Origin of the sequence: Acinetobacter lwoffii (assembly GCF_024129685.1) — a bacterium.
Taxonomy (GTDB): Bacteria; Pseudomonadota; Gammaproteobacteria; order Pseudomonadales; family Moraxellaceae; genus Acinetobacter; species Acinetobacter lwoffii_X.
The window spans coordinates 23,091-49,016 of record NZ_JAMXXL010000018.1 but is presented as its reverse complement, the minus strand read 5'-3'; the positions used below and the strand labels follow the sequence as shown (position 1 = coordinate 49,016).

At 45.2% G+C, this 25,926-nt stretch carries 23 protein-coding genes and 1 pseudogene; 15 read left to right on the top strand and 9 right to left on the bottom strand.

Features of this window, described 5'->3' with window-relative positions; genetic code table 11:
• The first annotated feature begins 97 nt into the window (after positions 1-97).
• Positions 98-712 (top strand): thiol:disulfide interchange protein DsbA/DsbL, encoded by a 615-nt coding sequence (locus NI464_RS09900; protein ID WP_004281236.1) that lies wholly within the window; start codon positions 98-100, stop codon positions 710-712.
• 53 nt (positions 713-765) lie between these two features.
• Here the strand turns inward: NI464_RS09900 and NI464_RS09895 are convergent, their stop codons facing one another.
• A complete protein-coding gene (locus tag NI464_RS09895) occupies positions 766-1,467 on the bottom strand; it encodes a TetR family transcriptional regulator (RefSeq protein WP_253138274.1) in 702 nt (233 codons plus the stop codon).
• A 210-nt stretch (positions 1,468-1,677) separates the two neighbouring features.
• Here NI464_RS09895 and rph point away from each other — a divergent pair, with 210 nt between their 5' ends.
• Together rph and NI464_RS09885 are read left to right on the top strand one after the other, a co-directional pair.
• On the top strand, positions 1,678-2,394 hold the full coding sequence (gene rph / locus NI464_RS09890; RefSeq protein WP_004281238.1) for a ribonuclease PH: 717 nt from the start codon (positions 1,678-1,680) through the stop codon (positions 2,392-2,394).
• Positions 2,395-2,574: 180 nt separating this feature from the next.
• On the top strand, positions 2,575-2,775 hold the full coding sequence (locus tag NI464_RS09885; RefSeq protein WP_004729054.1) for a hypothetical protein: 201 nt from the start codon (positions 2,575-2,577) through the stop codon (positions 2,773-2,775).
• 99 nt (positions 2,776-2,874) lie between these two features.
• Here the strand turns inward: NI464_RS09885 and nadC are convergent, their stop codons facing one another.
• Entirely contained in the window at positions 2,875-3,720 is an 846-nt protein-coding gene (gene nadC, locus NI464_RS09880; RefSeq protein ID WP_253138273.1) for a carboxylating nicotinate-nucleotide diphosphorylase, read from the bottom strand.
• A 182-nt stretch (positions 3,721-3,902) separates the two neighbouring features.
• Here nadC and ampD point away from each other — a divergent pair, with 182 nt between their 5' ends.
• Both ampD and murJ read left to right on the top strand, forming a co-directional pair.
• Complete coding sequence (gene ampD, locus NI464_RS09875; RefSeq protein ID WP_253138272.1) at positions 3,903-4,493, top strand: 1,6-anhydro-N-acetylmuramyl-L-alanine amidase AmpD; 591 nt, start codon at positions 3,903-3,905, stop codon at positions 4,491-4,493.
• Between the two features lie 60 nt (positions 4,494-4,553).
• Positions 4,554-6,104, top strand: a complete 1,551-nt coding sequence (gene murJ, locus NI464_RS09870) for a murein biosynthesis integral membrane protein MurJ (RefSeq protein WP_253138271.1) — start codon at positions 4,554-4,556, stop codon at positions 6,102-6,104.
• 126 nt (positions 6,105-6,230) lie between these two features.
• Here the strand turns inward: murJ and NI464_RS09865 are convergent, their stop codons facing one another.
• Positions 6,231-6,389, bottom strand: a complete 159-nt coding sequence (locus NI464_RS09865; protein ID WP_004647174.1) for a DUF1328 domain-containing protein — start codon at positions 6,387-6,389, stop codon at positions 6,231-6,233.
• A 192-nt stretch (positions 6,390-6,581) separates the two neighbouring features.
• Between NI464_RS09865 and NI464_RS09860 the strand changes: the two genes are divergently transcribed.
• On the top strand, positions 6,582-7,034 hold the full coding sequence (locus tag NI464_RS09860; protein WP_114540908.1) for a YcgN family cysteine cluster protein: 453 nt from the start codon (positions 6,582-6,584) through the stop codon (positions 7,032-7,034).
• Between the two features lie 19 nt (positions 7,035-7,053).
• Here NI464_RS09860 and NI464_RS09855 read toward each other — a convergent pair whose 3' ends face one another.
• Entirely contained in the window at positions 7,054-9,189 is a 2,136-nt protein-coding gene (locus NI464_RS09855; RefSeq protein WP_253138270.1) for a putative bifunctional diguanylate cyclase/phosphodiesterase, read from the bottom strand.
• A gap of 263 nt (positions 9,190-9,452) precedes the next feature.
• On the opposite strand from NI464_RS09855, the gene NI464_RS09850 reads away from it, so the two are divergent.
• Positions 9,453-10,727, top strand: a complete 1,275-nt coding sequence (locus NI464_RS09850; protein WP_253138269.1) for a replication-associated recombination protein A — start codon at positions 9,453-9,455, stop codon at positions 10,725-10,727.
• Positions 10,728-11,030: 303 nt separating this feature from the next.
• Here NI464_RS09850 and purC read toward each other — a convergent pair whose 3' ends face one another.
• The 3 genes from purC to dapA are packed head-to-tail and all read right to left on the bottom strand — an operon-like array spanning position 11,031 to position 13,306.
• Complete coding sequence (gene purC / locus NI464_RS09845; protein WP_004281247.1) at positions 11,031-11,750, bottom strand: phosphoribosylaminoimidazolesuccinocarboxamide synthase; 720 nt, start codon at positions 11,748-11,750, stop codon at positions 11,031-11,033.
• A 36-nt stretch (positions 11,751-11,786) separates the two neighbouring features.
• Positions 11,787-12,392 (bottom strand): hypothetical protein, encoded by a 606-nt coding sequence (locus NI464_RS09840; protein ID WP_004281248.1) that lies wholly within the window; start codon positions 12,390-12,392, stop codon positions 11,787-11,789.
• Between the two features lie 14 nt (positions 12,393-12,406).
• On the bottom strand, positions 12,407-13,306 hold the full coding sequence (gene dapA / locus NI464_RS09835) for a 4-hydroxy-tetrahydrodipicolinate synthase (protein ID WP_004281249.1): 900 nt from the start codon (positions 13,304-13,306) through the stop codon (positions 12,407-12,409).
• Positions 13,307-14,031: 725 nt separating this feature from the next.
• On the opposite strand from dapA, the pseudogene mhpT reads away from it, so the two are divergent.
• From mhpT to ppk1, 4 genes and pseudogenes are all read left to right on the top strand, one after another.
• Positions 14,032-15,237, top strand: a pseudogene (gene mhpT, locus NI464_RS09830) (3-(3-hydroxy-phenyl)propionate transporter MhpT).
• Between the two features lie 308 nt (positions 15,238-15,545).
• Positions 15,546-16,175 carry a bifunctional nicotinamidase/pyrazinamidase gene (pncA, locus tag NI464_RS09825; RefSeq protein WP_005105311.1) on the top strand — a complete coding sequence of 210 codons (630 nt, stop codon included), beginning with the start codon at positions 15,546-15,548 and terminating at the stop codon, positions 16,173-16,175.
• 125 nt (positions 16,176-16,300) lie between these two features.
• On the top strand, positions 16,301-17,248 hold the full coding sequence (locus tag NI464_RS09820; protein ID WP_253138268.1) for a bile acid:sodium symporter family protein: 948 nt from the start codon (positions 16,301-16,303) through the stop codon (positions 17,246-17,248).
• Positions 17,249-17,426: 178 nt separating this feature from the next.
• A complete protein-coding gene (ppk1, locus tag NI464_RS09815) occupies positions 17,427-19,490 on the top strand; it encodes a polyphosphate kinase 1 (RefSeq protein WP_253138267.1) in 2,064 nt (687 codons plus the stop codon).
• 93 nt (positions 19,491-19,583) lie between these two features.
• Here ppk1 and NI464_RS09810 read toward each other — a convergent pair whose 3' ends face one another.
• The gene (locus NI464_RS09810) at positions 19,584-20,837 is read right to left on the bottom strand and encodes a hypothetical protein (RefSeq protein ID WP_253138266.1); all 1,254 of its coding nucleotides are present in this window, start codon (positions 20,835-20,837) and stop codon (positions 19,584-19,586) included.
• A gap of 77 nt (positions 20,838-20,914) precedes the next feature.
• On the opposite strand from NI464_RS09810, the gene serB reads away from it, so the two are divergent.
• From serB to NI464_RS09795, 3 genes are all read left to right on the top strand, one after another.
• Entirely contained in the window at positions 20,915-22,135 is a 1,221-nt protein-coding gene (gene serB, locus NI464_RS09805) for a phosphoserine phosphatase SerB (protein WP_005245635.1), read from the top strand.
• Between the two features lie 415 nt (positions 22,136-22,550).
• Complete coding sequence (gene aciT, locus NI464_RS09800; protein WP_004647188.1) at positions 22,551-22,886, top strand: ciprofloxacin tolerance protein AciT; 336 nt, start codon at positions 22,551-22,553, stop codon at positions 22,884-22,886.
• Positions 22,887-23,027: 141 nt separating this feature from the next.
• Positions 23,028-23,507, top strand: a complete 480-nt coding sequence (locus tag NI464_RS09795; protein WP_253138265.1) for an SCP2 sterol-binding domain-containing protein — start codon at positions 23,028-23,030, stop codon at positions 23,505-23,507.
• A gap of 108 nt (positions 23,508-23,615) precedes the next feature.
• Here the strand turns inward: NI464_RS09795 and dtd are convergent, their stop codons facing one another.
• Positions 23,616-24,056 (bottom strand): D-aminoacyl-tRNA deacylase, encoded by a 441-nt coding sequence (gene dtd, locus NI464_RS09790; protein WP_005245638.1) that lies wholly within the window; start codon positions 24,054-24,056, stop codon positions 23,616-23,618.
• A 227-nt stretch (positions 24,057-24,283) separates the two neighbouring features.
• Between dtd and NI464_RS09785 the strand changes: the two genes are divergently transcribed.
• Positions 24,284-25,798 (top strand): catalase, encoded by a 1,515-nt coding sequence (locus NI464_RS09785; protein WP_253138279.1) that lies wholly within the window; start codon positions 24,284-24,286, stop codon positions 25,796-25,798.
• The last annotated feature ends 128 nt before the right edge of the window (positions 25,799-25,926 follow it).

Below are 25,926 nucleotides of genomic sequence, written 5' to 3'. Positions count from 1 at the left end.
GCAGCAAAAAAGTTCACAGAATGAAAACGAAACCGGCATAATTGATTTATAGTGAACACATAAACTAAGCATAATGATTTAGAGGACGATAATCCGAATGAAAAAATTCCTTTTAGGCGCTGTTGCCGCATCTGTTTTGGCCTTTTCAGGCAATGCTATGGCCAATTTTGTGGCAGGTCAGGACTATCAGGTGGTTGCAAAACCAGTCAAAGTCGAAAAACCGGGCAGAATTGAGGTACGTGAATTCTTCTGGTACGGCTGTGGTCACTGTTTCGCGCTTGAACCACATATGCAGGGCTGGTTGAAAAAATTACCAAAAGATGTACGTTTTGTACGTACGCCGGCTGCAATGAATCCACTCTGGGAACAGGCAGCACGTGCTTATTATGTGTCTGAAGCATTGGGTGTGCGTCAAAAAGCACATTTACAATTATTCCATGATATTCATGACAAGCAACGTCCAATTTTAGAACAGGCACAACTGGCTAAGTTCTATACTCGCTATGGTATTCCTGAAGCAAAATTTAACAGCACCTATAAATCTTTCCCGATCACTTCGAAAATTGCCCAAGCCAAAAATCTGGCTGCTCAGTATCAGCTCAGTGGTGTTCCGGCAGTGACCGTGAATGGTAAATATATTGTGCAAGGTAATGATGCCAAAGTCATTCAGGTGGTGAATTACCTGATCGAAAAAGAGCGTAAAGCCAAATAAGTCTGAACTGACGATCAGTAAAAAACCTGCATCATGATGCAGGTTTTTTTTATTTAGACCGGAGGAGTGACCGCTTCATTGAACACAGGGCTTGCGGTTTCAACTGTTTCGGCAGGTCGCCGGTACCAGTGCAAAATGCCACGCAGCAAGAGCTGCATCTGTAATAGGCTTTGGGTTTTAAAGGCATTGGATTGGGCGCGGCGCAGCTCTGGATCAGCCTGATGCTGCAGATGAATCCAGCCCATGGCCCAGTTCAGGGACAGCTCAATCAGCATCTGTGCCAGAGCCTGCAAGTCCTGTGGCGCCTGAATATGTCGGGTAGATTGCATCTTGGCCAGTTCATGCATGACATCTTCAGCCAGAAAATGAATTTCCCGTTCAATGCCGGCACGTAATACGTCCGAACCGCCCCAACGTTCTGCCACAAAAAAAATCCAGGGTTCAGGATGGTATTCGACGGCCTGAAAGAAGAGCTCAAGCCCGGTGTGGGTTCGGGTATTCGGCTGATACAGATAAGCCTGCCCCAGCTGATTGAGTACGCCCTTGATATGAATCGCAACCTGATCCAGCAATTCCAGACCCAACTGGTTCATATCCTGAAAGTGCCGATAGAACGCCGTCGGTACTACTCCGACTGCATTCGCGACTTCACGTAGGCTGATCGTGCTGAAAGCGCGGCCCTGACTGCTGAATGCTAGTGTCGCATCGAGTAGTGCCTGATGACTTTGCTGCTTGCGATCTTCACGTAAGGACATAAATGGGTTTCCTGTCACTGGCTTCCCTCATAGGGAGTTTTAGTCTAGCAAAAATTAAATCAAATCGTAGTGCCACAGATCGGCAGAATTTTGACATCTCGTAGCGAGCTGATGCATTGATTTTGTAAATGAATCACCAGGCTGCCTAATCTTGGCAAAGGCTTCTGCTATACTGAGCCGCAATTATTTTGAACCCATACAGGACTTATTATGCGTATCGACCAGCGAGCATTAGATCAATTACGTGAAGTGAAAATTACCCGTAACTATACACGTTATGCGGAAGGCTCTGTATTGGTTGAATTTGGTCATACCAAAGTACTCTGTACTGCCAGTGTGGATAGTTCTGTACCGCGTTTCCTCAAAGGTCAGGGCCAAGGCTGGGTGACTGCTGAATATGGCATGTTGCCACGTTCAACTCATACCCGTAGTGACCGTGAAGCGGCACGTGGCAAACAGAGTGGCCGTACTCAGGAAATTCAGCGTCTGATTGGTCGTAGCTTGCGCTCAATGGTCGATCTGAAAAAGCTGGGTGAAAATACCATTACTATCGACTGTGACGTAATTCAGGCTGATGGCGGCACCCGTACTGCAGCGATTACTGGTGCTGCGGTGGCTTTGGTCGATGCCATGAACGTCTTGCTGGAAAGAAAGAAAATCAAACATGATCCATTAAAAGGTTTGGTGGCTGCGGTTTCTGTGGGTATTTTCAAAGATGAAGTATTACTGGATCTTTGCTATGAAGAAGATTCAAACTGTCAAACCGATTTGAACGTGGTGATGACTCAGGCCGGTGAATTTATTGAAATTCAAGGTACTGCAGAAGATAAGCCATTTACCCGCGCACAATCGAATGCCATGCTGGAAATGGCTGAGAAAGGCATTCAGGAACTGGTGAAAAAACAGCAAGAAGCTTTAGGCTGGTAATTCATCCCATGTTGAGAAACGCATCTACGGATGCGTTTTTTTATGCCTGAAATTTCAGCAATTACTGTATGAGAAACTGCATCACAAAGCTTCATCACAAAAATCCGACATGAATCGGCTATATCTGAACCGGTTTTGCATCGATATTGGATCAGGCGAGATCAAAATGAGGAATGCGGCATGAAACAGTGGCTTTGTGCAATTTCATTGCTGGGCGTGTTTGGATTAACTGCTGCCTGTGACTGGGGCAATAATCGTGAAGATGACGAGCGTTCAGTGTTAAATCAGGATCGTGATGAGGATAACGGAAGATATAACGACCGTGATGGTGACGATGATGACCGCGATCGCCGAGATAATCGGGACGACGATGATGATTAAGGTCTAAAATAGAAAATTGAGCAAAATATACGCAAAAAAATTTTCTAAAAATAAAAAAGGGTGCTTCGCACCCTCTACGGTCATCTATCCCATTTAGGTTTAAGCATTGAAACGCATCGACAGATCAATGGCTTTGATATCTTTGGTCAATACACCCATAGAAATATAATCTACGCCGGTACTCGCGACTTCACGTAAATTATCAATGGTGATGTTGCCAGAGGCTTCCAGTTTGCAGCGACCAGCTACGTGTTGCACTGCATCAATCATTTGCTGCTGACTGAAATTATCCAGCATTACAATATCAGCCTGGGCTTCGAGTGCCTGATTTAGTTCATCCCAGGTTTCAACTTCAACTTCGACAGGCTTACCCGGTGCAATTTGATGGGCCTTGGCAATCGCCTGCGCAATACCACCCGCTGCCATAATATGATTTTCTTTAATCAAAAAGGCATCGAACAGGCCCAGACGATGGTTCTGACCACCACCAATGGCTACGGCATATTTTTGTGCGATACGCAGGCCCGGCAGCGTCTTACGGGTATCTAATAATTTGGTGTTTAAACCTTGCAGCTCTTTGACATAATGGGAGGTTTTAGTCGCAACCGCAGACAGCGTCTGGACAAAGTTTAGCGCAGGGCGCTCCACGGTGAGTAAGCTACGTGCAGATCCGGCCAGTTTTAAAAATGCTTGATTGGCTTGAACATGATCGCCATCATTTTTCAGCCAGATCACTTCAATACTTGGATCATAGGCCTGAATCAAGGCATTTACCCAAGGCTGGCCGGCCAAAACCATGTCTTCACGGCTAATGATAGTGGCAGTGGCCTGTTCATCTTCAGGGGTCAGCAGGGCAGTAATATCACCATCACCGATATCTTCTGAAAGTGCTTGTTGAATATTGATCTGAATGGACTGGTCTAGCAAAGCTTGAGATATGCGCATGAGTATTTCCGTATCTTTTTTAAGCCGTGAAAATTGCGCCTTATCTTAGCACCGTTACATAAAAGATGAGCGATTTTTCATCCAGTTTGCTGGGATGAATTGAGATTTCTCCTTGAAAGTTTTAGCATGAAGCCGGCTGCAATGCTGATCTTGCAGATTTTATTTTTGGGGAGAACGGTTTTATGCAACAGGCAGCTGAGTTTCAGGTCAAGGACGGGCAACTAATCGGTGCACGTCAAATCCCGTCTCCCAATTTTAATCAGCGGCCAGAACAGACCGAGATTCAATTGCTGGTGATTCACAATATCAGCCTGCCACCTTCACAGTTTGGCGGTGGTTATATTGAACAGTTTTTTCAGAATCAGCTGGACTGGTCCGTACATCCTTATTTTCAAACCATTGAAGGGATGCAGGTGTCGACCCATCTGCTAATTTTACGATCTGGCGAAGTGCTGCAATTTGTCAATTTTAATGATCGTGCCTGGCATGCCGGCCGCTCGACCTATTTGGGCAAAAAAGAATGTAATGATTATTCGATCGGGATTGAGCTGGAAGGCAGTGACGATTTGCCTTTTGAAACTGAACAATATCAGGTATTAGTAAAAGTCACGGCCTGTCTGCAACAGCATTATTCTAAGATTCAGCAGCATATTGCCGGACATTCGGATATTGCACCGGGCCGTAAGACCGATCCGGGACCATATTTTAACTGGGCTGATTTTCGTACACAGTTACAGCATTATAAAAATACCTCAAGCTCGCTTGAGCGATGAAATTAAGCAATGAACTTCTGACAAAAGTTTCATTACAATAACCACAAATTTATACATTAGGTGAAGAGGATGGCGCTTTGGCGTTCGACCGTCATTGTCAGTGCGATGACCATGTTGTCACGCGTACTGGGATTGGTTCGAGATATTGTTTTACTGAATGTCTTTGGTGCTGGTAAAGACTTCGATACCTTCGTAGTCGCATTTCGTATTCCAAACTTTTTCAGGCGTTTATTTGCCGAAGGCGCATTTTCACAGGCATTTATTCCGGTACTGACTGAATATAAAACCAGTCGCACGCATACCGAAGTCCAGATCCTGATTAGCCGGGTGTTTGGCTGTCTGGCCACGGTCATGACCACGCTTACCATGGTCGCGATCATTGCTGCGCCATTAATTATGTATATCTATGCGCCCGGTTTCCATAGCGATCCTGAAAAGTTCGCTCTGGCGACCGACATGTTCCGCCTGACCATTCCTTATTTGCTGTTCATGTCACTGACGGCTTTTGCCAGCAGTATTCTGAACAGTTATGGCTCTTTTAGTACCCCGGCATTTGCGCCGGTCTTGCTGAATGTGGCGATGATTGCCGGGGCGCTCTGGCTTACGCCTTATATGGCCGAGCCGATTATGGCGCTGGGCTGGGCTGTGATCATTGCCGGTATTTTACAGCTGGCGATCCAAATTCCTGAATTGTGGCGTAAAAATCTGCTGATTCCACCGAAAATTGACTTCAAGCATGAAGGCGTTGATCGCATCATGAAGTTGATGCTGCCGGCATTATTTGGTGTATCTGTCACGCAAATTAACCTGCTGTTAAATACCATCTGGGCCTCATTCATGCAGGATGGTTCGGTGTCCTGGCTGTACAGTGCCGAGCGTATGACCGAATTGCCGCTGGGTCTGATCGGTGTTGCAATTGGTACCGTGATTTTGCCGTCCTTATCGGCACGGCATACTGAGCAAAATCCGGAAAAATTCCGTGGCATGATGGACTGGGCAGCCAAAGTTATTGTGATGGCAGGCCTACCCGCCAGTGTTGCACTGTTTATGCTGTCGACCCCGATTATTCAAGCCCTGTTTGAACGTGGCCAGTTCACCTTTGAAGATACTCAAATGACGGCTTTGGCGCTGCAATGTATGAGCGGTGGTGTGATTGCCTTTATGCTGATTAAAGTCTTTGCTCCCGGTTTTTATGCAAAGCAGGATACCAGAACCCCGGTGCGTGTCGGTTTGATGGCTGTGGCGGCCAATGCGATTCTGAACGTGATTTTTATTGGTTTCTTCAAGCTGATTGGCTGGGAAGCGGAGCATATGGCCCTTGCGTTGGCATCGACGGGTTCAGCGATGGTCAATGCCGGTTTGCTTTATTATTATCTGCATAAGCGTGATATTTTCCGTTTTGGCGCACACTGGAAAAAAATCTTCTTGCAATTCATGTTTGCCAATGTGGTGATGATTGCGGCTCTGGCCTATGCCCTGAGCTGGTATAACGCAGATGTATCGCAATGGATGCGTGTTTTAGAAGTCGTGATCCTATGTGTTATCGGTGTTGTAGCGTATGTTGCAGCCTTGCTGGTGGCAGGTTTTAGACCACGTCATTTAAAGCCTTAAGTTCATCTTAAAAGAAGTATTTTTGATCAAAACAGATCATTAAAATACCCATAAAAAAAACAAGAGCCAGAAGGCTCTTGTTTTTTTTGAAAGCTAACACTTGCTTTGAAAAGGTCTAGCGTAAATCTAGACCTTGCCGCGCGAAAGAAAACCAACGATCGCAAGAATCACCGCAATTACCAACAAGATAATCGCAAAATCCTTAGACAAGCCTGCGACGCCACCGAAACCAAGTAGACTCGCAATTAATGCAATAACAGCAAAAATAATAGCCCAGCGAAACATATATATTCTCCATGTGTTTTTATTTTCAAATTTAGTATAGAAATAAACGATTCCAGCGACTGTTAGTGTTGTGTTGATGAACTGTCTCTGATTTAACAATAGTTTACGTGATAACAATAAAAAATTGAGACAGTAGGTCTGCAGGGTTCTGGCTGTTATAATCAGCTGATTTTTGAATATTCCGGCCCGATCATGAGCGATACTTTACGTCCCGAATTCTGGAAAAACTATTTACTTGCTGAACTGACGCAAGTCGAGTGGGAGGCCTTATGTGATGGTTGTGGGTTGTGTTGTCTGATTAAACTGGAAGATGAAGATACTCAGGAAGTCGCCTATACCAAAGTGGCATGTAAGCTGCTGGATTGTAGCACTGCACGTTGCTCCAATTATCCAGATCGCTTGCAGTATGTGCCTGACTGTATTCAGCTCACGCCAGAGAAGCTGGAAACGATTCACTGGTTGCCTTCGAGTTGTGCCTATCGCCGGGTAGAGCAGGGCAAAAGCCTGCCATCCTGGCATTATCTGATTAGCGGTTCACGAGAAAGCGTGATTCAGGCACGCAAGTCGGCAGCAGGGCGCTGCCTGAGTGAAAGTGACATTCATGAAGATGACATCGAAGACTATATTGTACGCTGGGTGCGTTAAATCTGCCTGCGTGATTCGTTTATTGATCTGCCGGATGGAGTAGGGCCTGGGCCAAAGCACCGGCCATCGGGCGATAGAAATAGAATCCTTGTCCTATCCGACAGTCACAATGGATCAGGGTATCCAGCTGTTCTGTATTCTCAATCCCTTCCACCAGAACATCCAGTGCAATACTGGAGCCAATCTGAGTAATGGCTTTGACAATAGCCAGGGCAGATGGGTCACTGTTCATGCGCTCTACAAAGTTTCGGTCAATCTTGATGCAATCGACCGGATAGTCCTGCAAGCGGGTCAGCGAAGAATGTCCGGTGCCGAAATCATCCAGTGAGATCTGGATTCCGGCCTGTTTCAGCAGGTTCAGGGCACGGACCACATAATTGGCGCCATGTTCGGACAGGCTCTGTTCGGTAATTTCCAGTTCAACTTTGTGGGCCGGAATATCGAAATTGGACAGGCGTGCCAACAGTTTTTCGGCATAGTCATCGCGCAGGAATTCAACTGGTGCAGCATTGATTGAAATCGGTAACAGATCCAGACCTTGTGCCTGCCAGCGGCTCATATCTGCAAAGACTTTTAGCTGCATGGTCTCACTGATGCGTGAGGCCAGCTCATAGTCCTGAAAGGCACCAAAAATTTCGGAAGGTAACTGAATGTTCTGATTCTGATCTTGCCAGCGTAATAGCGCTTCAAAACCGATCACTGCACCATCAGAAAGACGGACCTTAGGCTGGTAATAGGGAATGATCTGATCGGCGAGAATAATCTTGCGTGCCAGAGTCAGCTGCTTGGTCATATTTTCCAATGACCCGCACATTTCCTGATTAAACATGCGGATGCCACCACGACCACTATTTTTCAGGTCATTTAAGGCGATATCGGCACACTTCAGCAGATTCGAGGTATTTAAGGCATCACGTGGATAGATGGCACAGCCTATACTCATGGCACTGCTGATGCTATTGCCGACATAATTGATGGGCTGATCCAGCTGGGCATAGGCCATTTGCGCCGTTGCCAGCAGCTGTTCTTCACTTTCCAAATTTTTGACCAGTACGGCAAATTCATCGCCACCCAAACGGGCGATGATGGTATTTGGCCCGAAGCAGGTCTGGAAACGTTTGCCCAAGACATGTAACAGATGATCGCCGGCAATATGGCCCAAGGTATCATTGATATGCCGGAAATAATCCAGATCAATCAGCAGTAAACCCGCCATGGTCTGCTGTTGTTTGGCCTTTAACAGTACCTGTTTAAAGGTTTTATAGAAGGTACTGCGATTATACAGGCCAGTCAGTTCATCATGTTTAACTACTTCTTTTAAACGGGTTTCTGCGATTTTTTGCTGACTAATATTGCGTGATACACAGAGAATATTTTGGGTAATATTCTGCTGATCCAGAATCGGGGTGAGCAGATGATCCCAATATTGGATTGGTTGATCTTTAATCTGAACTTTGCTAGAAAAACGACTGTTTAAGCCTTGGGCAGCCTGTTTCAGAGCACGTTGCCCAGATTTTCGGGCTTCAGGGGTTAAGCGATTTAACCAGCACAATGAACGGTCTTGATTTTGTCCTGCGGTCTCATTTGCTTGTGCCAGACAGCCAGAGTTACTATGCCGAATCTCACCTTCAGGACTGATAATGTTAATGCAGTCTGCGCTAGCATCCAGCATGTTTTCCTGAGTTGAAACAATTTGAGAAAGCTGTTGCTGGATTTCAAAATAATCATGCACATCGGTCAGGGAAACGGCCCATTGCAGCAAATGTTCAGGTTCATGATGAAATTTTACCGCCAGGCTACACATGCGATAATGGGTATCACTGCGTTTAATCCGGCACTGGGTTTCAAAATTCTGATGCTGATCCAGCGCAGCATGCCACTGCGCTAAAAACAACTGTAGGTCCTCTGCATGGATAAAACTCTGCCATTGCGGATGACCCTGTTCATTCAGGTTCACGCCAAGATAATCAGTTAAGGCATCGTTAAAATATTGCAGATGTTTTTTGTTGCTGACCCACAAGGGTTGCGGTAAGGCATCGATCAGATTTTTTAACAAAACCGATTCAGACAAGTGAGCGTGGGGTGCAATCAGTGATGATGACGTCAGTGGCTTAGACCGACTCACAGCTCCCTGTTCAAATTTATCATGCTTCATGCATTCACCACTACAACCCAAAAGTGCCCAAGGGGCGAGATAAGTTTCTTTTAATTAGAATAAACAATATGAAAATTACACTGTAATTAATTCACAATTAATCATGTTCAAATTATTCGCCTTTATAGAGATTAATTCATTCAGAATTAAAAAAATAGAGGATATCTCCATAAATTAATTTTTTATGCTTGATGTTTGCATTCTTGGAATCAAAACTGCTGGTGTTAGAATGAGATCAGAATTTAGTTTGAGCCAATAATAACATGTCAGATAGTCATATCCCGCTTCCAGAACGCTTACGGCCACGCGACCTTACACAGATTATCGGGCAGGAACATTTGCTGGGTGAGCAGGCGCCCTTACGCCAGATGATTGATCAGGGGCATCTACCTTCGATCATTTTCTGGGGACCTCCCGGAGTCGGAAAAACCACCATTGCCTTACTGCTGGCTCAAGCGGTAGACCGGCCTTTTATCAGCCTGTCTGCACTGAATACCGGCGTGAAAGAGCTGCGTGAAATCATTGCAGAATGTGGCGATTTGCTGACGCCAGTGGTGTTTATTGACGAAATTCATCGCTTTAATAAATCCCAGCAGGACGCTTTATTAAATGCGGTCGAGAAAGGGAAAATTACCTTAATTGGTGCTACCACGGAAAACCCGTCTTTTGAAGTGAATAGTGCCTTATTGTCACGTTGTCAGGTGTATAGCCTGAATGCATTGAGCGCTGAATCGATTCAGACTTTGTTGACACAAGCCTTGCAAAATGATTCTTTCTTGCAGGAAAGACATATCCTGATTGAAGAATTTGATGCCCTGATCCAGTTCGCAGCAGGAGATGCCCGTAAGGCACTAAATTTACTGGATCTGATCGCCAGTACCTTTGAAGCGGATATGGAAAATATCATCACCAATGCAGTCGTGGTGAAAGTCGCACAGCAGAATATCGCCCGTTATGACAAGTCCGGTGAGCAGCACTATGATCTGGTCTCGGCCTTTATCAAGTCGATTCGCGGCAGTGATCCGGATGCAGCCCTGTACTGGATGGCACGCATGCTCAAAGGCGGTGAAGATCCGGTGTTTATTGCACGGCGTATGCTGATTGCCGCATCTGAAGATATCGGCAACTCGAATCCGAATGCTTTGCTGTTGGCAGGGGAATGTTTCCGTTCGGTGCAGGCCGTGGGAATGCCAGAATGCCGGATTATTTTGGGGCAATGTGCAGTTTATCTGGCGACCAGTGCTAAAAGTAACAGTACCTATCTGGCGATTAACAAGGCGATGGAACTCGCAGATAAAACTTCAAATTTGCCAGTGCCTTTGCATTTAAGAAATGCGCCAACCAAGCTGATGAAAGAGCAGGGCTATGGCGTGGATTATCTGTATCCGCATAATTATCCTGAGCATTTTGTGCTACAGGAATATATGCCGCCAGAACTGAAGGATACCAAACTGTATGAATCAGCACGTAATAAACGTGAAGTTGAAGGGGAGCGTTTACAGCAACGCCGTTGGCAACAGCAACAACAGCAGCAATAAAGCTGGGTATCCCAACTAATTGAACAGATTAAAAAAAAAGCCCAATTCAAGGCGAATTGGGCTGAAAGTAGGATGTTTTTGAGGAAGATAACATCCTAGAGGGTAGAGGAGAAATTTGGTCGGAAAATATGGAGTAAAGTGCGTCAACTCACTGATTTGCCTGGTATGTGATAATATTAATGCATGTGGTTTTTGATGTAAAAACGATCATTTTAATAATAAAAATTTATTTTTCCGATTAAAAGCCGGAAATAAAAAACCGAGCTAAAAAGCTCGGTTTTTTCGAATCTGCGCATTTACAGATTAGATGTTGTCTAGATTGATACCTAAACGGCCAGCTACTTCTTCATAGGCTTCAACTACGCCGCCTAAACCTTGACGGAAACGGTCTTTATCTAGTTTTTTCTTGGTGTCTTTGTCCCATAGACGGCAACCGTCTGGAGAGAATTCATCACCAAGTACGATACGGTCGTGGAACACGCCGAATTCAAGCTTAAAATCAACCAGAATCATATTCCCTGCGTCAAACAATGCTTTAAGCACGTCGTTCACTTGGTAAGTCAATTCTTTCATTTTCGCCAATTGTTCAGCAGTTGCCCAACCTAAAGCAATGGCTTGTGACTCATTGACCATTGGATCACCAAGCGCATCATCTTTAAAGAACAATTCAAATGTTGGAGGAGTCAGTTCCTTGCCTTCTTCCACACCCAGGCGGCGGCATAAAGAACCTGCTGCATAGTTACGGATCACACATTCAACCGGGATCATATCCAGTTTTTTTACCAGCACTTCATTTGGAGTCAATAGCTTTTCAAAGTGGGTCTCAATTCCCGCTTCTGCCAGTTTTTCCATAATGAAGGCGTTAAAACGGTTGTTCACCTTGCCTTTACGATCTAGTTGCTCAATTTTTTCGCCATTGAATGCTGAGGCATCATCGCGAAAGACTAAAATCAGATGGTCTGAACTGTCTGTGGTGTAGACAGATTTCGCTTTACCAGTATAGAGCAAGGTTTGTTTTAACATGAGGGAACCTTTTACAAAAAAAATGCCTAGAAATGTCTAGGCTGGCCAATTTTGGTAAATCTGGTTGAGCAGTTCTGCAGCTTTTTCACGGTCGGCAAAACTGTTATCGGCATTGAACACAGCGAGGTTATTACTTGAACCGACAGAAGATAATCTTAATACATAGATCTGCTGATCAACCTTAATCGTGACTTCATAACGATTTTTGCTCTGCGCAACGATGCTATGATTCAGACTGCTGAGGGTGGCAAGTGTATATTGCCAAATTGTAGCAGAATTTCCCTCAATTTTAAGCAGCGGATTAAGATTTCCGTCAGTGACCAACTGTGGTCGACCCACCGTATTGGTTTCGGTTAGATCAGCTGTATTTGAGTTTTCAGTCTGGGCTTGTGGGCGTGGCAAGGCAAAACGGTTGCCACGCTGGTTTTCAAGCTTCGGTGCATGTTCAATTGCAAGCGGATCAACTGTTGGAGCAGGATACAATGGCGTTGCAGGACGAACCATGGCGCCTTCAGGATATTGTAAAGCTTCCAGGGTAGTAGTCTCTTTATAGTCTAAAGTGCCGTTATTAAAGGCCATTGAACTACAACCTGCCAAACTGAATACTGAAAGTGTAAGGCTAAGTCCTAAACGTAATTGCATAATCTTGTGCTCTTTTATTTGATAACGCCCGCTTCGACCAGTGCTTCATGAAGCGGAGCGCGATATTGTTCTGCAAGTGGTGTTAATGGAAGGCGAATACCCGTACCAATTAAGCCCATGTCATGGAGTGCCCATTTCACAGGAATTGGGTTCGATTCGCAAAATAAAATATTGTGTAAATTTGCAACCTGAGCATTTAACTGTTCAGCTGTGGCTGCATCACCGGCAATCGCAGCTGCACACACTTCGCTCATGGCTTTCGGAGCCACGTTCGCCGTGACCGAGATATTACCTTTGGCGCCATGACCGATCAGTTGATACGCAGTTGCATCATCACCCGAATAAACAGTCATATCTTTACCGACAAGGCCTTGCAGCAGTTCAGCACCGCGCGGTACATCGCCAGTCGCATCTTTAATACCGATAATTTGTGGAATATCCGCCAGGCGAATCACGGTTTCATTGGCCATATCCACACCGGTACGGCCCGGAACATTATAAAGAATCTGTGGAAGATCAACGGCTTCAGCAATAGCTTTATAGTGCTGATACAAGCCTTCCTGAGTCGGTTTATTATAATATGGCGTCACCAGTAAAGCGGCATCTGCCCCCAGCTCTTTGGCTTCGCGGGTCAGTTCGATCGCTTCACGGGTCGAGTTTGCACCTGTGCCGGCAATAATAGGAATACGTTTGTTGGCCACACGAATGATTTCTTTGATCACCTGGGTGTGTTCACTCATACTGAGAGTAGAGGCTTCGCCTGTTGTTCCAACGGCGACAATACTGTTGGTGCCCTCTGCAATGTGCCATTCAACCAGCTTCTCGAGACCCTTCCAATCTACGCTGCCATCTTCAAACATAGGGGTGACGATTGCGACTATGGAACCTTGAATGGTCTGTGCTTGCTGAGTCATTTTAAAAAACTATCCTATTTGTCCATCCGAAAGGAATGAGAAAACATAAATTGGGATGGATTTGTATTTTGATTTATAGCAAATTCAATAGATTTGCATTGAATTGAATATTGCTTATGCAAATTATGACTGATCAAACGCATAAGAACAATATGCTTTAGTAAAAGCTACTGAATTCTTTATACAAAGCCTTTTGGAAACAATCAAGTAATAAATAAGATGATTTATAAAGCAAAATCCTGAGACCAAAGTTATGTCTCCAGTCTAGACAATGGAGGAGATTACCCCAAATGAACCCAATAATGATAAGGCTTGTGCAAAAAAGATCAGCTGAAAACTGCCATTTTTATGCCTTTTAATTTTGGATTAATAGTTATATTGGATAAATTGAGACCTCGTACATCTTGATCGCACTCTCGCACCAAAACAAATAAAGCCAAAAACGACTAAGACTAATCTTTTTTAAATATCAATAAATTGAGAATTTTTTTTCTTATCGGTTAATTTTTTAACTTGATGTATAAGCCTTAAAGTCTAGGTCTTGAACTTTATGGTGTTCTGATTAAGTGTTTTTGCGACTTTATCTGGTCTTATCCTATTTTTATCTGCCTCTACTCCTTTGGGAATATCTAAGCAAAAGGTTCAACTTATTGATAGTTATTTCTGCAATCAGGCTCATAGATGATGGCTGTCTTTTGTAACGCTGATTGAACAAGGATAATCCAATGGAAAAATCAGACAATAAGCATGCTATCGTCACGGTCGCGATCTGTTTTCTGATTGCGGTGATTGAAGGCTTAGATATTCAGGCAGCCGGAATTGCTGCTGCAGGTATTCGTAAGCATTTTGGTCTCGATAGTTCCCAGTTGGGTGTGTTTTTTAGTGCAGGGATTCTGGGTTTATTACCGGGTGCACTGGTTGGTGGGCGATTTGCGGACCGCATTGGCCGTAAGAAAGTCTTGATCTGGTCGACAGCAGTATTTGCTGTATTTACCTTATGTACCGTCTGGGTCAATAGCTTTAACAGCTTGCTGGCAGTGCGTTTCCTGGCTGGAGCAGGTCTGGGCGGCGCGATGCCAATTCTGATCACACTTGCTTCTGAAGCAGTCTCTCCACAAAATCGTGGTCGTGCAGTGGGCTTGATGTACTGTGGCATGCCAGTTGGTGCAGCAATTTTATCTTTAATTGCGGCGACTGAATTTGGCGCCAACTGGAAAAATGTTTTCTATCTCGGTGGCCTGTTACCGATTTTTGCCATTCCGCTGATGATGCTATTTTTGCCTGAATCGAAGGAATACCTGAAAGCACAGAATAAAACGGCTGCAGAGCTTGCTGTTGCACCGCAGGGTTCATTCAAGGACCTGTTTAATTCGGACAACCTGTTACGTACGCTATGTATCTGGGTGAGTTACTTCTTTACCTTGATGGTGGTTTACATCATGTTGAGCTAGTTGCCATCATTGTTTATGGAACTCGGCTTCACACGTAAAGATGGTTCAACCGCACAATTCTACTTCATGGTTACAGCGACCCTAGGTACGATTATTCTGGGTATGCTGACCGACCGCTGGAAGAAAGCCTATGTGATCCTGTTGATGTACGGGGGCATTCTGGCAGGTCTACTGGCGCTGAATGGTGCAAGCTCGCTGAACCAGATGTATATGGCAGCCGCATTGGCCGGTGCTTTTGTCATTGGCTGTCAGGGCGTACTGTATGCCTTTGGCAGTATCGTTTATCCGACTGAAGTGCGTGGTACTGGTGTTGGTGTTGCGTCTGCAGTTGGCCGTATCGGTGCCATGCTGGGTCCAGTCATTGCCGGTCAGTTATTGACAGCAGGTTTTGGTGCTGCGGGAGTCATTAGCGCTGCGATCCCATGTATCATCATCTCTGCATTATGTATGCTGTTCCTGGTGAACCGCACTAAAGTGTAAGGTTCAACGATTTAAAAAAGCCTGCTCTTGCAGGCTTTTTTATTTTCAGAATTTAAGAATTAAATACACTGTTTTATTATTAAAAAGACTCATCACTTTATCTTAAAACTTATTTTTTTTGCAGAGATCTAGCTTGATACAAGCCCGGAACTCATCTCATATTTGTCAAAAACAATGAATCTATTGATCTGCTCATATACACATGCCGAGAATACACAGTCATGCCATTTTTAACCGTAGAGCTAAAAATCCTGAGGTATTTTGCGCTATGCTTGGGCATAAATCGAGATTTCAATGGATGAAAACAGATGCAGAATAATGTTGCTTTACTGGTCGTAGACGTACAAAGAGGATTTACCCCGGGAGGCAATCTGGCTGTAGCCAATGCTGACCAGATTATTCCAAATATTAATCTATTGGGGCAGCATTTTAAGCATATTATCCTGACCCAAGACTGGCATCCGGATAACCATATTTCTTTTGCAGACAACCACCCCGGCAAAGTAGCCTATGACAGCATTCAGCTGGATTATGGCACTCAGGTCTTATGGCCAAAGCATTGTGTGCAAGGGACACGCGATGCCGAACTGCATCCGGATTTAAATTTACCGCAAGCACAACTCATCATTCGCAAGGGTTTTCATTCCCAGATCGACAGTTACTCGGCCTTTATGGAAGCTGACCAGAAAACCCCGACGGGTCTTGCTGGCTATCTGCGTGAACGTGGGATTGATACCGTATTTGTGGTCGGGATTGCTACGGACTTTTGTGTGGCCTGGACTGCAATCGATGCCTGCAAACTGGGCTTTAAAACCTATGTGATTGCCGATGCCACCAAGGGCATTGACCTGAATGGTTCCTTGCAACATGCCTGGCAAGATATGCTGTCGCATGGCGTGAAACGTATCTATGTGAAAGATATTGTTCAAGCAGCTTAACACTGGATAGGGATAGAACTTAATATCCCTTTGATCTTATTTATATTTGAATATAAAAATTCAGGCATCAACGGGTGCCTGTTTTATCTTGCTTTTTCTCCCTTAATGTCACCTGGATGAAACCCATGTCAGCCTTGCTCCAGTTTAGCCAATTTGTCCAAAAAACCTTTGCTTTATGGGTGCTGCTTTTTTCCGGCATTGCCTTGATGATCCCTGAAATTTTTGTCTGGTTACGGGCTTATATTCCGTGGATGTTGGGCATCATCATGTTCGGCATGGGCATGACCATGACCGTCGGAGATTTTAAAAGTGTCTTGCAAAGTCCGAAGGCAGTAGCGATTGGCGTCGTCGCCCAGTTTATGGTGATGCCGGGTTTGGCCTTTTTGCTGTGCAAGCTGTTCCAGCTGCCACCAGAGATTGCCATCGGGGTAATCTTGGTGGGTTGCTGTCCGGGCGGAACTGCATCCAATGTGATTACCTATATGGCCAAGGGCAATACTGCCTTGTCTGTCGCCTGTACCTCGGTTTCTACGTTACTGGCGCCCATTCTAACTCCGGCCATTTTCTACTTGTTGGCCAGTCAGTGGATTGAAATCAATGCCTGGTCGATGCTGGTGTCGATCTTACAGGTGGTGTTATTCCCGATTATTCTGGGCTTAATCGTACGGGCGCTACTCAAGCAAAAAGTCACGGCCTATATTCAGGTAATGCCGTTAATTTCTGTAATTGCGATTGTGGCAATTGTCGCGGCGATTATTGCCGGCAGCAAAACCCAGATTCTGGAGTCCGGTTTAATGATTTTAGGAATCGTGGCCTTACACAATGGTATGGGCTATTTACTGGGTTATTGGGCCAGTCGTATATTTCACTTGGCAGAAATAGACTGTCGTGCAGTATCCATTGAAGTCGGGATGCAGAATTCTGGTCTGGGTGTGGCTTTGGCGGCAACCCATTTTGCTGCATCTCCAATGACGGCTTTGCCAAGCGCCATTTTTAGCCTGTGGCATAATATTTCAGGACCAGCTTTAGCCACTTATTGGGCTGCCAGACAAACTGAAAAAACGGACACCTAATTGCCGTTTGATGACAGCAAAAAAAAGCTGGGAACCAGATTTTTTGTAATGTGAAAAAGTTAGAATATTAATTTATATGGATTTATCGAGCTTTGTAACATAAGTGTCATGAAGTCTGCCTAAGATCGCCCCTCAATGATGTGAAACAACAGACTGTAATCAGCAGCATTGAGAGGGCATGGAACAATTTCAGCATTCGTCAGCGACCTATTTTAATCGGGAACTTTCCTTATTTGAATTTCAGCGTCGTGTCTTGGCACAAGCACTCGATCCGAATTTACCGATTTTAGAGCGCTTAAACTTCCTGATTATTTTTTCCCGTAACCTGGATGAGTTCTTTGAAATCAGGATTGCCGGGCTGATGAAACAGCAAGACCTGAATGCGACTACCCGGACGCCTGATGCTGTACCTACCGAGCTGGTTCTACAACAACTGTCCCAGTCCATTCATGCCACAGTGAACAAGCAGTATGAGGTGCTGAATCATGCAATTCTGCCTGAACTCCAGGCGCAGGGTATTCAGTTTCTTCAATATCAGGATCTTCTGGAAAAACATAAGGCCTGGATTGCAGCCTTTTTTGCCAAAGAAGTGCAACCGGTACTGACCCCGATCAGCCTGGATCCTTCACATCCTTTTCCACGTTTGGTGAATAAAAGTCTGAACTTTATTATCAGCCTAGAAGGTAAAGATGCCTTTGGCCGTGAAATCGAGATGGCAATTGTGCCGGCACCACGTTCCTTACCCTGCCTGATTAAAATTCCGGAAGACGTCACCGGAAACAATACCACCCAGATTTTTCTGACTGCGATCATCCAGCAGCATATCAGTGATTTGTTCCCGGGCATGAAAGCGACCGGATGTTATGCCTTTCGAGTCACCCGCAATGCCGATCTAGTATTGTCGGAAGATGTTGACGATCTGGCCGTAGCCTTAAAAGACGAACTGTGTTCGCGCCGCTTTGGTCGTGCAGTACGTCTGGAAATTGAAAATGACTCTCCACAGAACATTATCGACTATTTGCTAGATGAATTTAATCTGACGGAACAGGAACTGTACCGGATTGATGGACCAATCAATTTGTCCCGCCTGAGTACCAGCTTTGAGCGTCCGGAATTAAAGTATCCGCATTTTAGTCCGGTGATTCCCAAAATTTTCCGTAAACAGAAAAGTATTTTTGAAATTTTGAAAGCGCAGGATGTGCTGCTGCATCATCCTTTTGATTCATTCCAGCCGGTGATTACTTTGCTGCGCGAAGCGGCCAAGGATCCGGCGGTGCTGGCGATCAAGCAGACCCTGTACCGCAGTGGTCCGGATTCGGAAATTGTTCAGGTGCTGGCAGAAGCCGCACGGAATGGCAAGGAAGTCACAGCCGTGATTGAACTGCGGGCACGTTTCGATGAAGAATCCAATATTATGGTGGCCAATATCCTGCAAGAAGCCGGGGCAGTGGTGGTCTATGGCATCGTCGGTTATAAAACCCATGCCAAAATGATTCTGATCGTCCGGCGTGAAAATCAGGAATTACTGCGTTATGCGCATTTGGGCACCGGAAACTATCATGCCGGTAATGCCCGCATGTACACCGATTACGGCCTGATGACCACACAGCCGGATATCTGTGAGGATGTGCACCGCATGTTCCAGGAACTGACCGGCATGGGCAAAATGGCCAAACTGAAAGCTCTGCTACATGCGCCGTTTACCCTGCATAGCGAACTGTTGAAACTGATTGAACAGGAAAAGACATTTGCCCTGGCTGGCAAAGCCGCGCAGATCATCATCAAGGTGAATGCGTTGACTGAACCGCAATTAATTGCTGCCTTGTATCAGGCTTCGCAGGCCGGGGTAAAAATTGCCCTTATTGTGCGTTCAATCTGCTGTCTGATTCCACAAGTTACCGGTATGTCGGAAAATATTCGGGTACGTTCAATCGTAGGACGTTTCCTGGAACATACCCGGGTCTATTATTTTGAGCATGGCGGCGCCAAGAAACTGTATTGTGCCAGTGCCGACTGGATGGGGCGCAACCTGTTTTCTAGGGTCGAAACCTGTTTCCCGGTGCTGGATCCAGAGCTGAAAAAACGGATTTATAAAGATGGCCTGATCAGCTATTTAAAAGATTGTCACAATGCCTGGGAGTTAGATGCCGATGGTCAGTGGCATAAAGTCCCCTGTCAGAATCCGGTCCAGCCTTATAATGCCCAGCAATATCTGCTGGAACAAAAACAGTTAAAAATTTAAGGGATAGGCCAAGACACACTGGCGTATTTTTTATACCCATAAAAAAGCCGGATGTTGGATCCGGCTTTTTTTACTTGCAACATGCAGAGATATTTATGAGGCTTTGGACTGTTTGGATTTTAGAATTTCGGTTCTAAAAGTCTGTGCCAGCTCGGCGCTTTCAGCATCCATCCCATTCACCACAAAAGCGTGACGGGTCAGGACATTGGTTGGATTCGGCATGCTGACCAGCTGGAAGTGATCACTCACATCTTTCAGCAAGGTGTTCGGTACATGTAAGGCACTTTCTTTCGCGACCAGATGCTGAGTCAGGCGCTCAGCGGCCTGTACCGAGCTGAGCTGCATCTCCTCGACTTTAGAAGCAATCGCGCTGCGGGTTTGTAGCACAAAACGTTTTTCTTCACGATAGCGTTTATACAGGACTTCCGAAAGCAGCTGGAACACAGCACTGATCATGGTCAGGCAGGCCAGGGCATTCGGTTTGTCTGCCGCGATACTGATGGTGGCACCTTTTTCATCAAATTTATGTACGGTACAAATATCAGAACTATTTAACTTATAGCGTTGCACACAGAGTTCGGTGGCTTTATTCAGAAAAATCTGGCAAAGATTGAAATAAGGCACCGAAACGGTTTTATTCACGCTATCCAGTAACTGTTTTGGATCGTAGAACTGGATGTTTAAGCTCAGGCTATCGCTCTCCAGTACCGCCGGCTTATGTTCTTTTTCTTTGGCTTTGTTTTTCACTGCCTGTTGGGCTTGGGCAATCGCCAGTGCCGCATTATGCTTTTCCTGTTCCAATGCCTGGGTCAGGGTCTGAATCTCGAATTTCAGTCGCGATTCGTTATTGATGCGCGCCAGATATTCGGTTCGGCTTGGACGTGCCACGGCACGATAAGCGACCCAGAGCAGACCATGAATGAGGAAAGAGAACAGAATTGCCAGCCATTGCGTGCGCAGAATTTCACCAATACTTGGCTCAATCAGGGTGATTTCAATCACACCGACTTTTTTCTCATTTTGCAGCGCATCACGGACAAAAACTTCACCCTCGCGGGTTTTGGTCAGTCCGCCAGTGGCTAAAACCTGAGCTTTCGCATCCAGAATCCGGATGGAAGCTACACTGGGATTGGTGGCATAACGATTTGCCAGCAACGCCAGAGAAACGCGGTTGGGCGGTTCAAGCTCAGACAGGCTGTCTGTCACCAGTTGACTGGTGATCAGCTGTCCCTGATTGGCACGGTTTTCATTCAGTTGGTGAGTGGTTGCCAATACCAGTAAAAAGGTATGCAGAGCAAAACTTACAATCAATAGGCTAGCAAATAGCCCTTGTCTAGGCGCATTCAACGTAAACTTCCAAGGCAATTCTGTTCAATTTCGATTATGATTCTAACAATAGTTGTAGCTCAGACCCGAGTCAATTCATGCGAGAAATCATTCTTATATCATTCTTAGGACCTGACCAGCCTAATCAATTTACACGATTAATGCAGGTTTTGTCCGCCCATTCCTTACAGATTTTAGATGTAGGGCAAGCGGTTATTCATAATCAGTTAACCTTAGGTATTGTTGTAGCCTCTGAAGACCAGATAGCGACAGCATTAGCCATGAAGGAGATCCTGATTCTAGCACATGATATCGGGTTAACTGTGCGCTTTAAACCGATCTCTGCGACTGAATATGATCAGTGGGTCAAAGAGGGTGGACGCACACGTTATATCGTAACGGCATTGGCCCCTGAGTTAAATGCCTCTCATCTGCAAGCCGTGACCCAGATTGTCTCGGGACAAGGCTTTAATATTGAAACTGTGACCCGCCTGTCTGGTCGCCCTGTTTTAGATGGCCAGAGCAGCGGGCCAAAACGTGCTTGTGTCCAGTTTGGTTTAAGTGGACAAATGCTGGATGCAGCCGCCATGCGTGCGGCCTGTCTCAGCCTGTCGAATGAACTGAATGTCGATGTTGCGGTGCAGGAAGATAATGCTTATCGCCGTAACCGTCGTCTGGTTTGCTTTGATATGGACTCGACCCTGATCGAGCAGGAAGTCATTGACGAACTGGCAATTGAAGCCGGCGTCGGTGAGCAGGTCGCAGAAATTACCGAACGTGCCATGCAAGGCGAGCTAGACTTCCAGCAAAGCTTCCGTGCCCGTGTCGCTTTATTGAAAGGGATGGATGCTTCGGTACTTCCAAAAATTGCCGAGCGCCTGACCATTACCGAAGGGGCTGAACGCCTGATTTCGACTTTAAAAGCATTGGGTTACCGTACCGCAATTCTTTCTGGCGGTTTTCAGTATTTTGCGGAATATCTGCAAACTAAACTGGATATTGATGAAGTGCATGCCAACGCGCTCGATGTGCAGGATGGTATAGTTACCGGTGAAGTCAAAGGCCATATCGTCGATGGCGTACGCAAAGCACTCTTGCTTGGTGAAATCGCCCAAGAAATGGGAATTTCCCTGGAACAAACCATTGCAGTTGGTGATGGCGCCAATGACTTACCAATGTTATCCATTGCAGGACTTGGTGTGGCTTTCCGTGCCAAACCTCTGGTACGCCAAAACGCCAATCAGGCAATTTCTAGCGTCGGTCTGGACGGTGTGCTGTATCTGCTCGGTGTACATGATAAAGACCTGAACCGTGCATAAGTACAGGCTTTGATTGATTTTAAACGCGACCTCCGGGTCGCGTTTTTTATTGCTTATGATGTGAGTTGCATAAGTGAGCGATGAAATTTGCCTACAAAAACATCGATCATCTTAAACGGAAAAATAATTTTTTAACTTAAAAAAAACTACTGATAATTTTGTAATGACACGCCAACATTGGTGCAGTCATTGATCCACAAAAATGTGAAAAGCAAAAAATGTAATGACAATATAATATCGCGACAAAGTATGTCGTTAGGCTGGAAGACAGGACTTTTTTTATGCAAAAAACTCAGCATAATGCAGGCATAGAGATACAAATCAACAGATTCCATTTTATTGATTTAACGAAATTCAATAGATAGAAGCGTTGCAATATCAAGCGGAAACTATCTATCTGGATGGAGGGGGTTATATGGTAACAGCGAATTTAGCAACGATTGTGGGCTTCAGTTTAGTCGCTGTAGCTGTGCTTGCTGTGTTCTTCTCGCCTTATCGTCGCTGGTTAAGCTTTATGGCGGCCGGGATGCTGGTATGGGGCCTGATCGAGGTGATTCGTGTAGGAACTCAAACCTGGTTTGAGCTACCAATGACGTATAGTTACCTGAGCGCGTTAACTGCGGTCATGATGGTCGTGACTGGCCTGTTGTTGCGTGAAGATCGTCGTGCTGAGCGTGCTTTGGCAAAACGCCGTTGCATCGAACATACGCCAGTGTATGAAGACGACCAGCAGCAGCTTTCAAGCCGTTAATTCTACAAGTTGCAATGAAAAAAATGCACCCACGGGTGCATTTTTCAGTTTGGAAATATGATACAAACTGCATAATCCACCTAGCCCAGAACTATGCTAGGATATTTGTCAATTTTCGTACAATTAGAATAGGCATCCTCCATGAAACTGTCGTCCATTCCTGTGTTAAAACTTCCTCTCGTCGATATGAGTACAGATCCGCTGGACTTACTGGTCGTAGGTTTAGCTTTACGTATGAAGCAGTTGGCACGTACCAGCCCAAAATTCATTGAACTGGTACATGGACGTCAATTCCGTATTCAGATTGGTACGGATGAAGGCATGGCACGTCAGATTATTGTGGATAACGGTCATATCGATACGGTTTCGGGTGATGCTGAAAAAGCTGATTTTGTGTTGCAGTTTGCTGACAGTGAGCAGGGTGTAAAGACCTTGGTCAAAGGTGACCCGACGGCATTTATGACCGGCATGCAAAGTGGCACGATCAAAATGGAAGGTGACTTCGGCCTGCTGGTCTGGTTTAACCAAGTGGCGAAGATGATTCCACCAAAATTGCCAAAGCCAGTCAAAGAAAAAGTGAAAATGGTACGTCAGTTTATTAAAGAAAAAACTGGTAAATAAGAAACTTCCGCTTAGTTCCCCCTCCTTTTTAAAGGAGGGGCTAGGGGAGGATTAAATAAAAAAAGCCCTCAAATATGAGGGCTTTTTGAATTCTGGAATAATTAAAACTTATTCAACTTCCAGATTAAACGTCACCGGCCCATCATTGACCAGATGCACTTTCATGTCGGCGGCAAAAATACCGGTTTGCACATGTTCAAACTGGCTTTGGGCATATTCTACCAGCTGCTCATAAAGTGCTTTAGCCTCGGCAGGCGGCATAGCGGGGCCAAAGTCTGGACGTAAACCCTTGTGGGTCTGTGCCATCAAGGTAAATTGTGAAACCAGCAATAAACCACCGTCGGCCTGGGCAACGTTCCAGCCCATTTTACCCTGTTCATCATCAAAGAAACGGTATTTCAATATCTTATCAATCAGCTTTTTGCCTTTTTCCAGATTGTCATCTTTACCTAAACCTAGAAAAACCAGAATTCCTTTTTCAATTTCCCCAGTGGTTTCACCCTCGACCACGACTTTAGCTTCTAAAACTCTTTGTAATAAGGCACGCATTTTACATATGGACTGCTAATGATAGATGGACGTGATTGTAGCAAAAATAAAATCTGGAGCAGTATGAGATGCTGTTTTTATGAACTTTAAATATCTGAAAATCAATTGATTAATTTTTTTAAATCCATTAAAGCGATTGAATTAATAAAAATAATCTGTTTTATCTATTTATTGTGTTGGCGTATCTTAGCCCATGCAGGAAAGGTAATAAATTGAGAGATTTAGAAATGTTTAAGCGTTCATTACTGGTTGCAATGATTGCAACTGTCACAGCTGCACAAGCTGCTCCTTTAACTAAAGACAATGGCGCACCAGTCGGTGATAACCAGAACTCGATCACTGCGGGTCCAAATGGTTCAGTACTCCTTCAGGACGTTCAACTGGTACAAAAATTACAACGTTTTGGTCGTGAGCGTATTCCTGAGCGTGTCGTACATGCGCGTGGTACAGGGGCATATGGTGAATTCGTTGCGACCAAAGATCTATCTGATCTTACCCTCGCTTCATTGTTCAAAGCGGGGACTAAAACTCCAGTTTTCCTACGTTTCTCTACCGTAATTCATGGTAAAGGTTCACCAGAAACTCTACGTGACCCACACGGTTTTGCATTGAAATTCTACACTCAAGAAGGTAACTGGGACTTGGTCGGTAACCAGACACCGGTATTCTTTATCCGTGATGCAATCAAGTTCCCGGACTTCATTCATGCCATGAAGCCAAGCCCAGTAACGAATGTCCAAGATGCTAACCGTGTGTTTGACTTCCTGTCGAGCCAGCCATGGGCAACCAACATGCTGACTTATGTTTATGGTAAGCAAGGTGTTCCAACTAGCTACCGCGAACAGGACGGTTTTGGGGTACATGCTTACAAACTGTATAACGACAAAGGCGAATACAAGTACGTGAAATTCAATTTCCGTTCTAAACAGGGCGTGAAGGGCTTAAACGTAAAAGAAGCGGCTGAACAGCAGGGTAAAGATTTCAACCACTTGACCAATGATCTGTATAACAACATCTATGCGAGTAATTTCCCGAAATGGGATCTGTACATTCAGGTGATTGATCCTAAAGATCTAAACAGCTTTGATTTTGATCCGCTAGATCCAACTAAAATCTGGCCAACTGAGCTGGTTCCAGAAACTAAAGTCGGTACTTTGACGCTGAACCGTATGCCGAAGAACTTCTTCAACGAGACTGAACAGTCGGCATTTGCGCCAGGTAACCTGGTACCAGGCATCGAGCCATCAGAAGACCGTCTGTTACAAGGCCGTATCTTCTCTTACTCAGATACGCAAATGTACCGTTTAGGCGCCAACCACCAGCAAATTCCGGTGAACCGTCCAGTGGTAAATGTGAACAACAATAACCAAGATGGCTACATGAATATCTCTGAGCATGACTCGGATGTGAACTATGAGCCAAGCCGTAAAGAGCCAAAAGCTGCAACTGAAAAAGCACGTGCGGTTCAAACTCCATTATCTGGTCATGTACAGCAAATTGGCGTGAAAGAGCAGAACTTCAAACAGGCAGGTGAGCTGTATCGTTCATACACGGCCAAAGAGAAAGATGACCTGATCATGAACCTTACTGCTGACTTAGGTGCAGTGAAAGATTCAGAAACCAAGCACATCATGTTGTCTTACTTCTACAAGGCAGATGCGGACTACGGTACCCGTATGACCAAAGCGGTCAATGGGAACCTAGCGACTGTTAAAGCCAAAGCTGCAAAATTAAAAGACTAATCCCGATTGGTCTTGAGGAATTGGTGACTAGGGCATAGCGCATCACCTCCAAAAAGTCCTGTAATACTCCAAACCTTTCCTGCACCCTAGGGGGAGTTTTACAGGCACTCCGTTTTTCATCTCATCTC

Bases quoted from the DNA above. Each gene is read 5' to 3' on its own strand.
- NI464_RS09900 (WP_004281236.1), top strand. From the start codon at position 98: ATGAAAAAATTCCTTTTAGGCGCTGTTGCCGCATCTGTTTTGGCCTTT.
- NI464_RS09895 (WP_253138274.1), bottom strand. From the start codon at position 1,467: ATGTCCTTACGTGAAGATCGCAAGCAGCAAAGTCATCAGGCACTACTC.
- rph (WP_004281238.1), top strand. From the start codon at position 1,678: ATGCGTATCGACCAGCGAGCATTAGATCAATTACGTGAAGTGAAAATT.
- NI464_RS09885 (WP_004729054.1), top strand. From the start codon at position 2,575: ATGAAACAGTGGCTTTGTGCAATTTCATTGCTGGGCGTGTTTGGATTA.
- nadC (WP_253138273.1), bottom strand. From the start codon at position 3,720: ATGCGCATATCTCAAGCTTTGCTAGACCAGTCCATTCAGATCAATATT.
- ampD (WP_253138272.1), top strand. From the start codon at position 3,903: ATGCAACAGGCAGCTGAGTTTCAGGTCAAGGACGGGCAACTAATCGGT.
- NI464_RS09865 (WP_004647174.1), bottom strand. From the start codon at position 6,389: ATGTTTCGCTGGGCTATTATTTTTGCTGTTATTGCATTAATTGCGAGT.
- NI464_RS09860 (WP_114540908.1), top strand. From the start codon at position 6,582: ATGAGCGATACTTTACGTCCCGAATTCTGGAAAAACTATTTACTTGCT.
- NI464_RS09855 (WP_253138270.1), bottom strand. From the start codon at position 9,189: ATGAAGCATGATAAATTTGAACAGGGAGCTGTGAGTCGGTCTAAGCCA.
- NI464_RS09850 (WP_253138269.1), top strand. From the start codon at position 9,453: ATGTCAGATAGTCATATCCCGCTTCCAGAACGCTTACGGCCACGCGAC.
- purC (WP_004281247.1), bottom strand. From the start codon at position 11,750: ATGTTAAAACAAACCTTGCTCTATACTGGTAAAGCGAAATCTGTCTAC.
- NI464_RS09840 (WP_004281248.1), bottom strand. From the start codon at position 12,392: ATGCAATTACGTTTAGGACTTAGCCTTACACTTTCAGTATTCAGTTTG.
- dapA (WP_004281249.1), bottom strand. From the start codon at position 13,306: ATGACTCAGCAAGCACAGACCATTCAAGGTTCCATAGTCGCAATCGTC.
- pncA (WP_005105311.1), top strand. From the start codon at position 15,546: ATGCAGAATAATGTTGCTTTACTGGTCGTAGACGTACAAAGAGGATTT.
- NI464_RS09820 (WP_253138268.1), top strand. From the start codon at position 16,301: ATGTCAGCCTTGCTCCAGTTTAGCCAATTTGTCCAAAAAACCTTTGCT.
- ppk1 (WP_253138267.1), top strand. From the start codon at position 17,427: ATGGAACAATTTCAGCATTCGTCAGCGACCTATTTTAATCGGGAACTT.
- serB (WP_005245635.1), top strand. From the start codon at position 20,915: ATGCGAGAAATCATTCTTATATCATTCTTAGGACCTGACCAGCCTAAT.
- aciT (WP_004647188.1), top strand. From the start codon at position 22,551: ATGGTAACAGCGAATTTAGCAACGATTGTGGGCTTCAGTTTAGTCGCT.
- NI464_RS09795 (WP_253138265.1), top strand. From the start codon at position 23,028: ATGAAACTGTCGTCCATTCCTGTGTTAAAACTTCCTCTCGTCGATATG.
- dtd (WP_005245638.1), bottom strand. From the start codon at position 24,056: ATGCGTGCCTTATTACAAAGAGTTTTAGAAGCTAAAGTCGTGGTCGAG.
- NI464_RS09785 (WP_253138279.1), top strand. From the start codon at position 24,284: ATGTTTAAGCGTTCATTACTGGTTGCAATGATTGCAACTGTCACAGCT.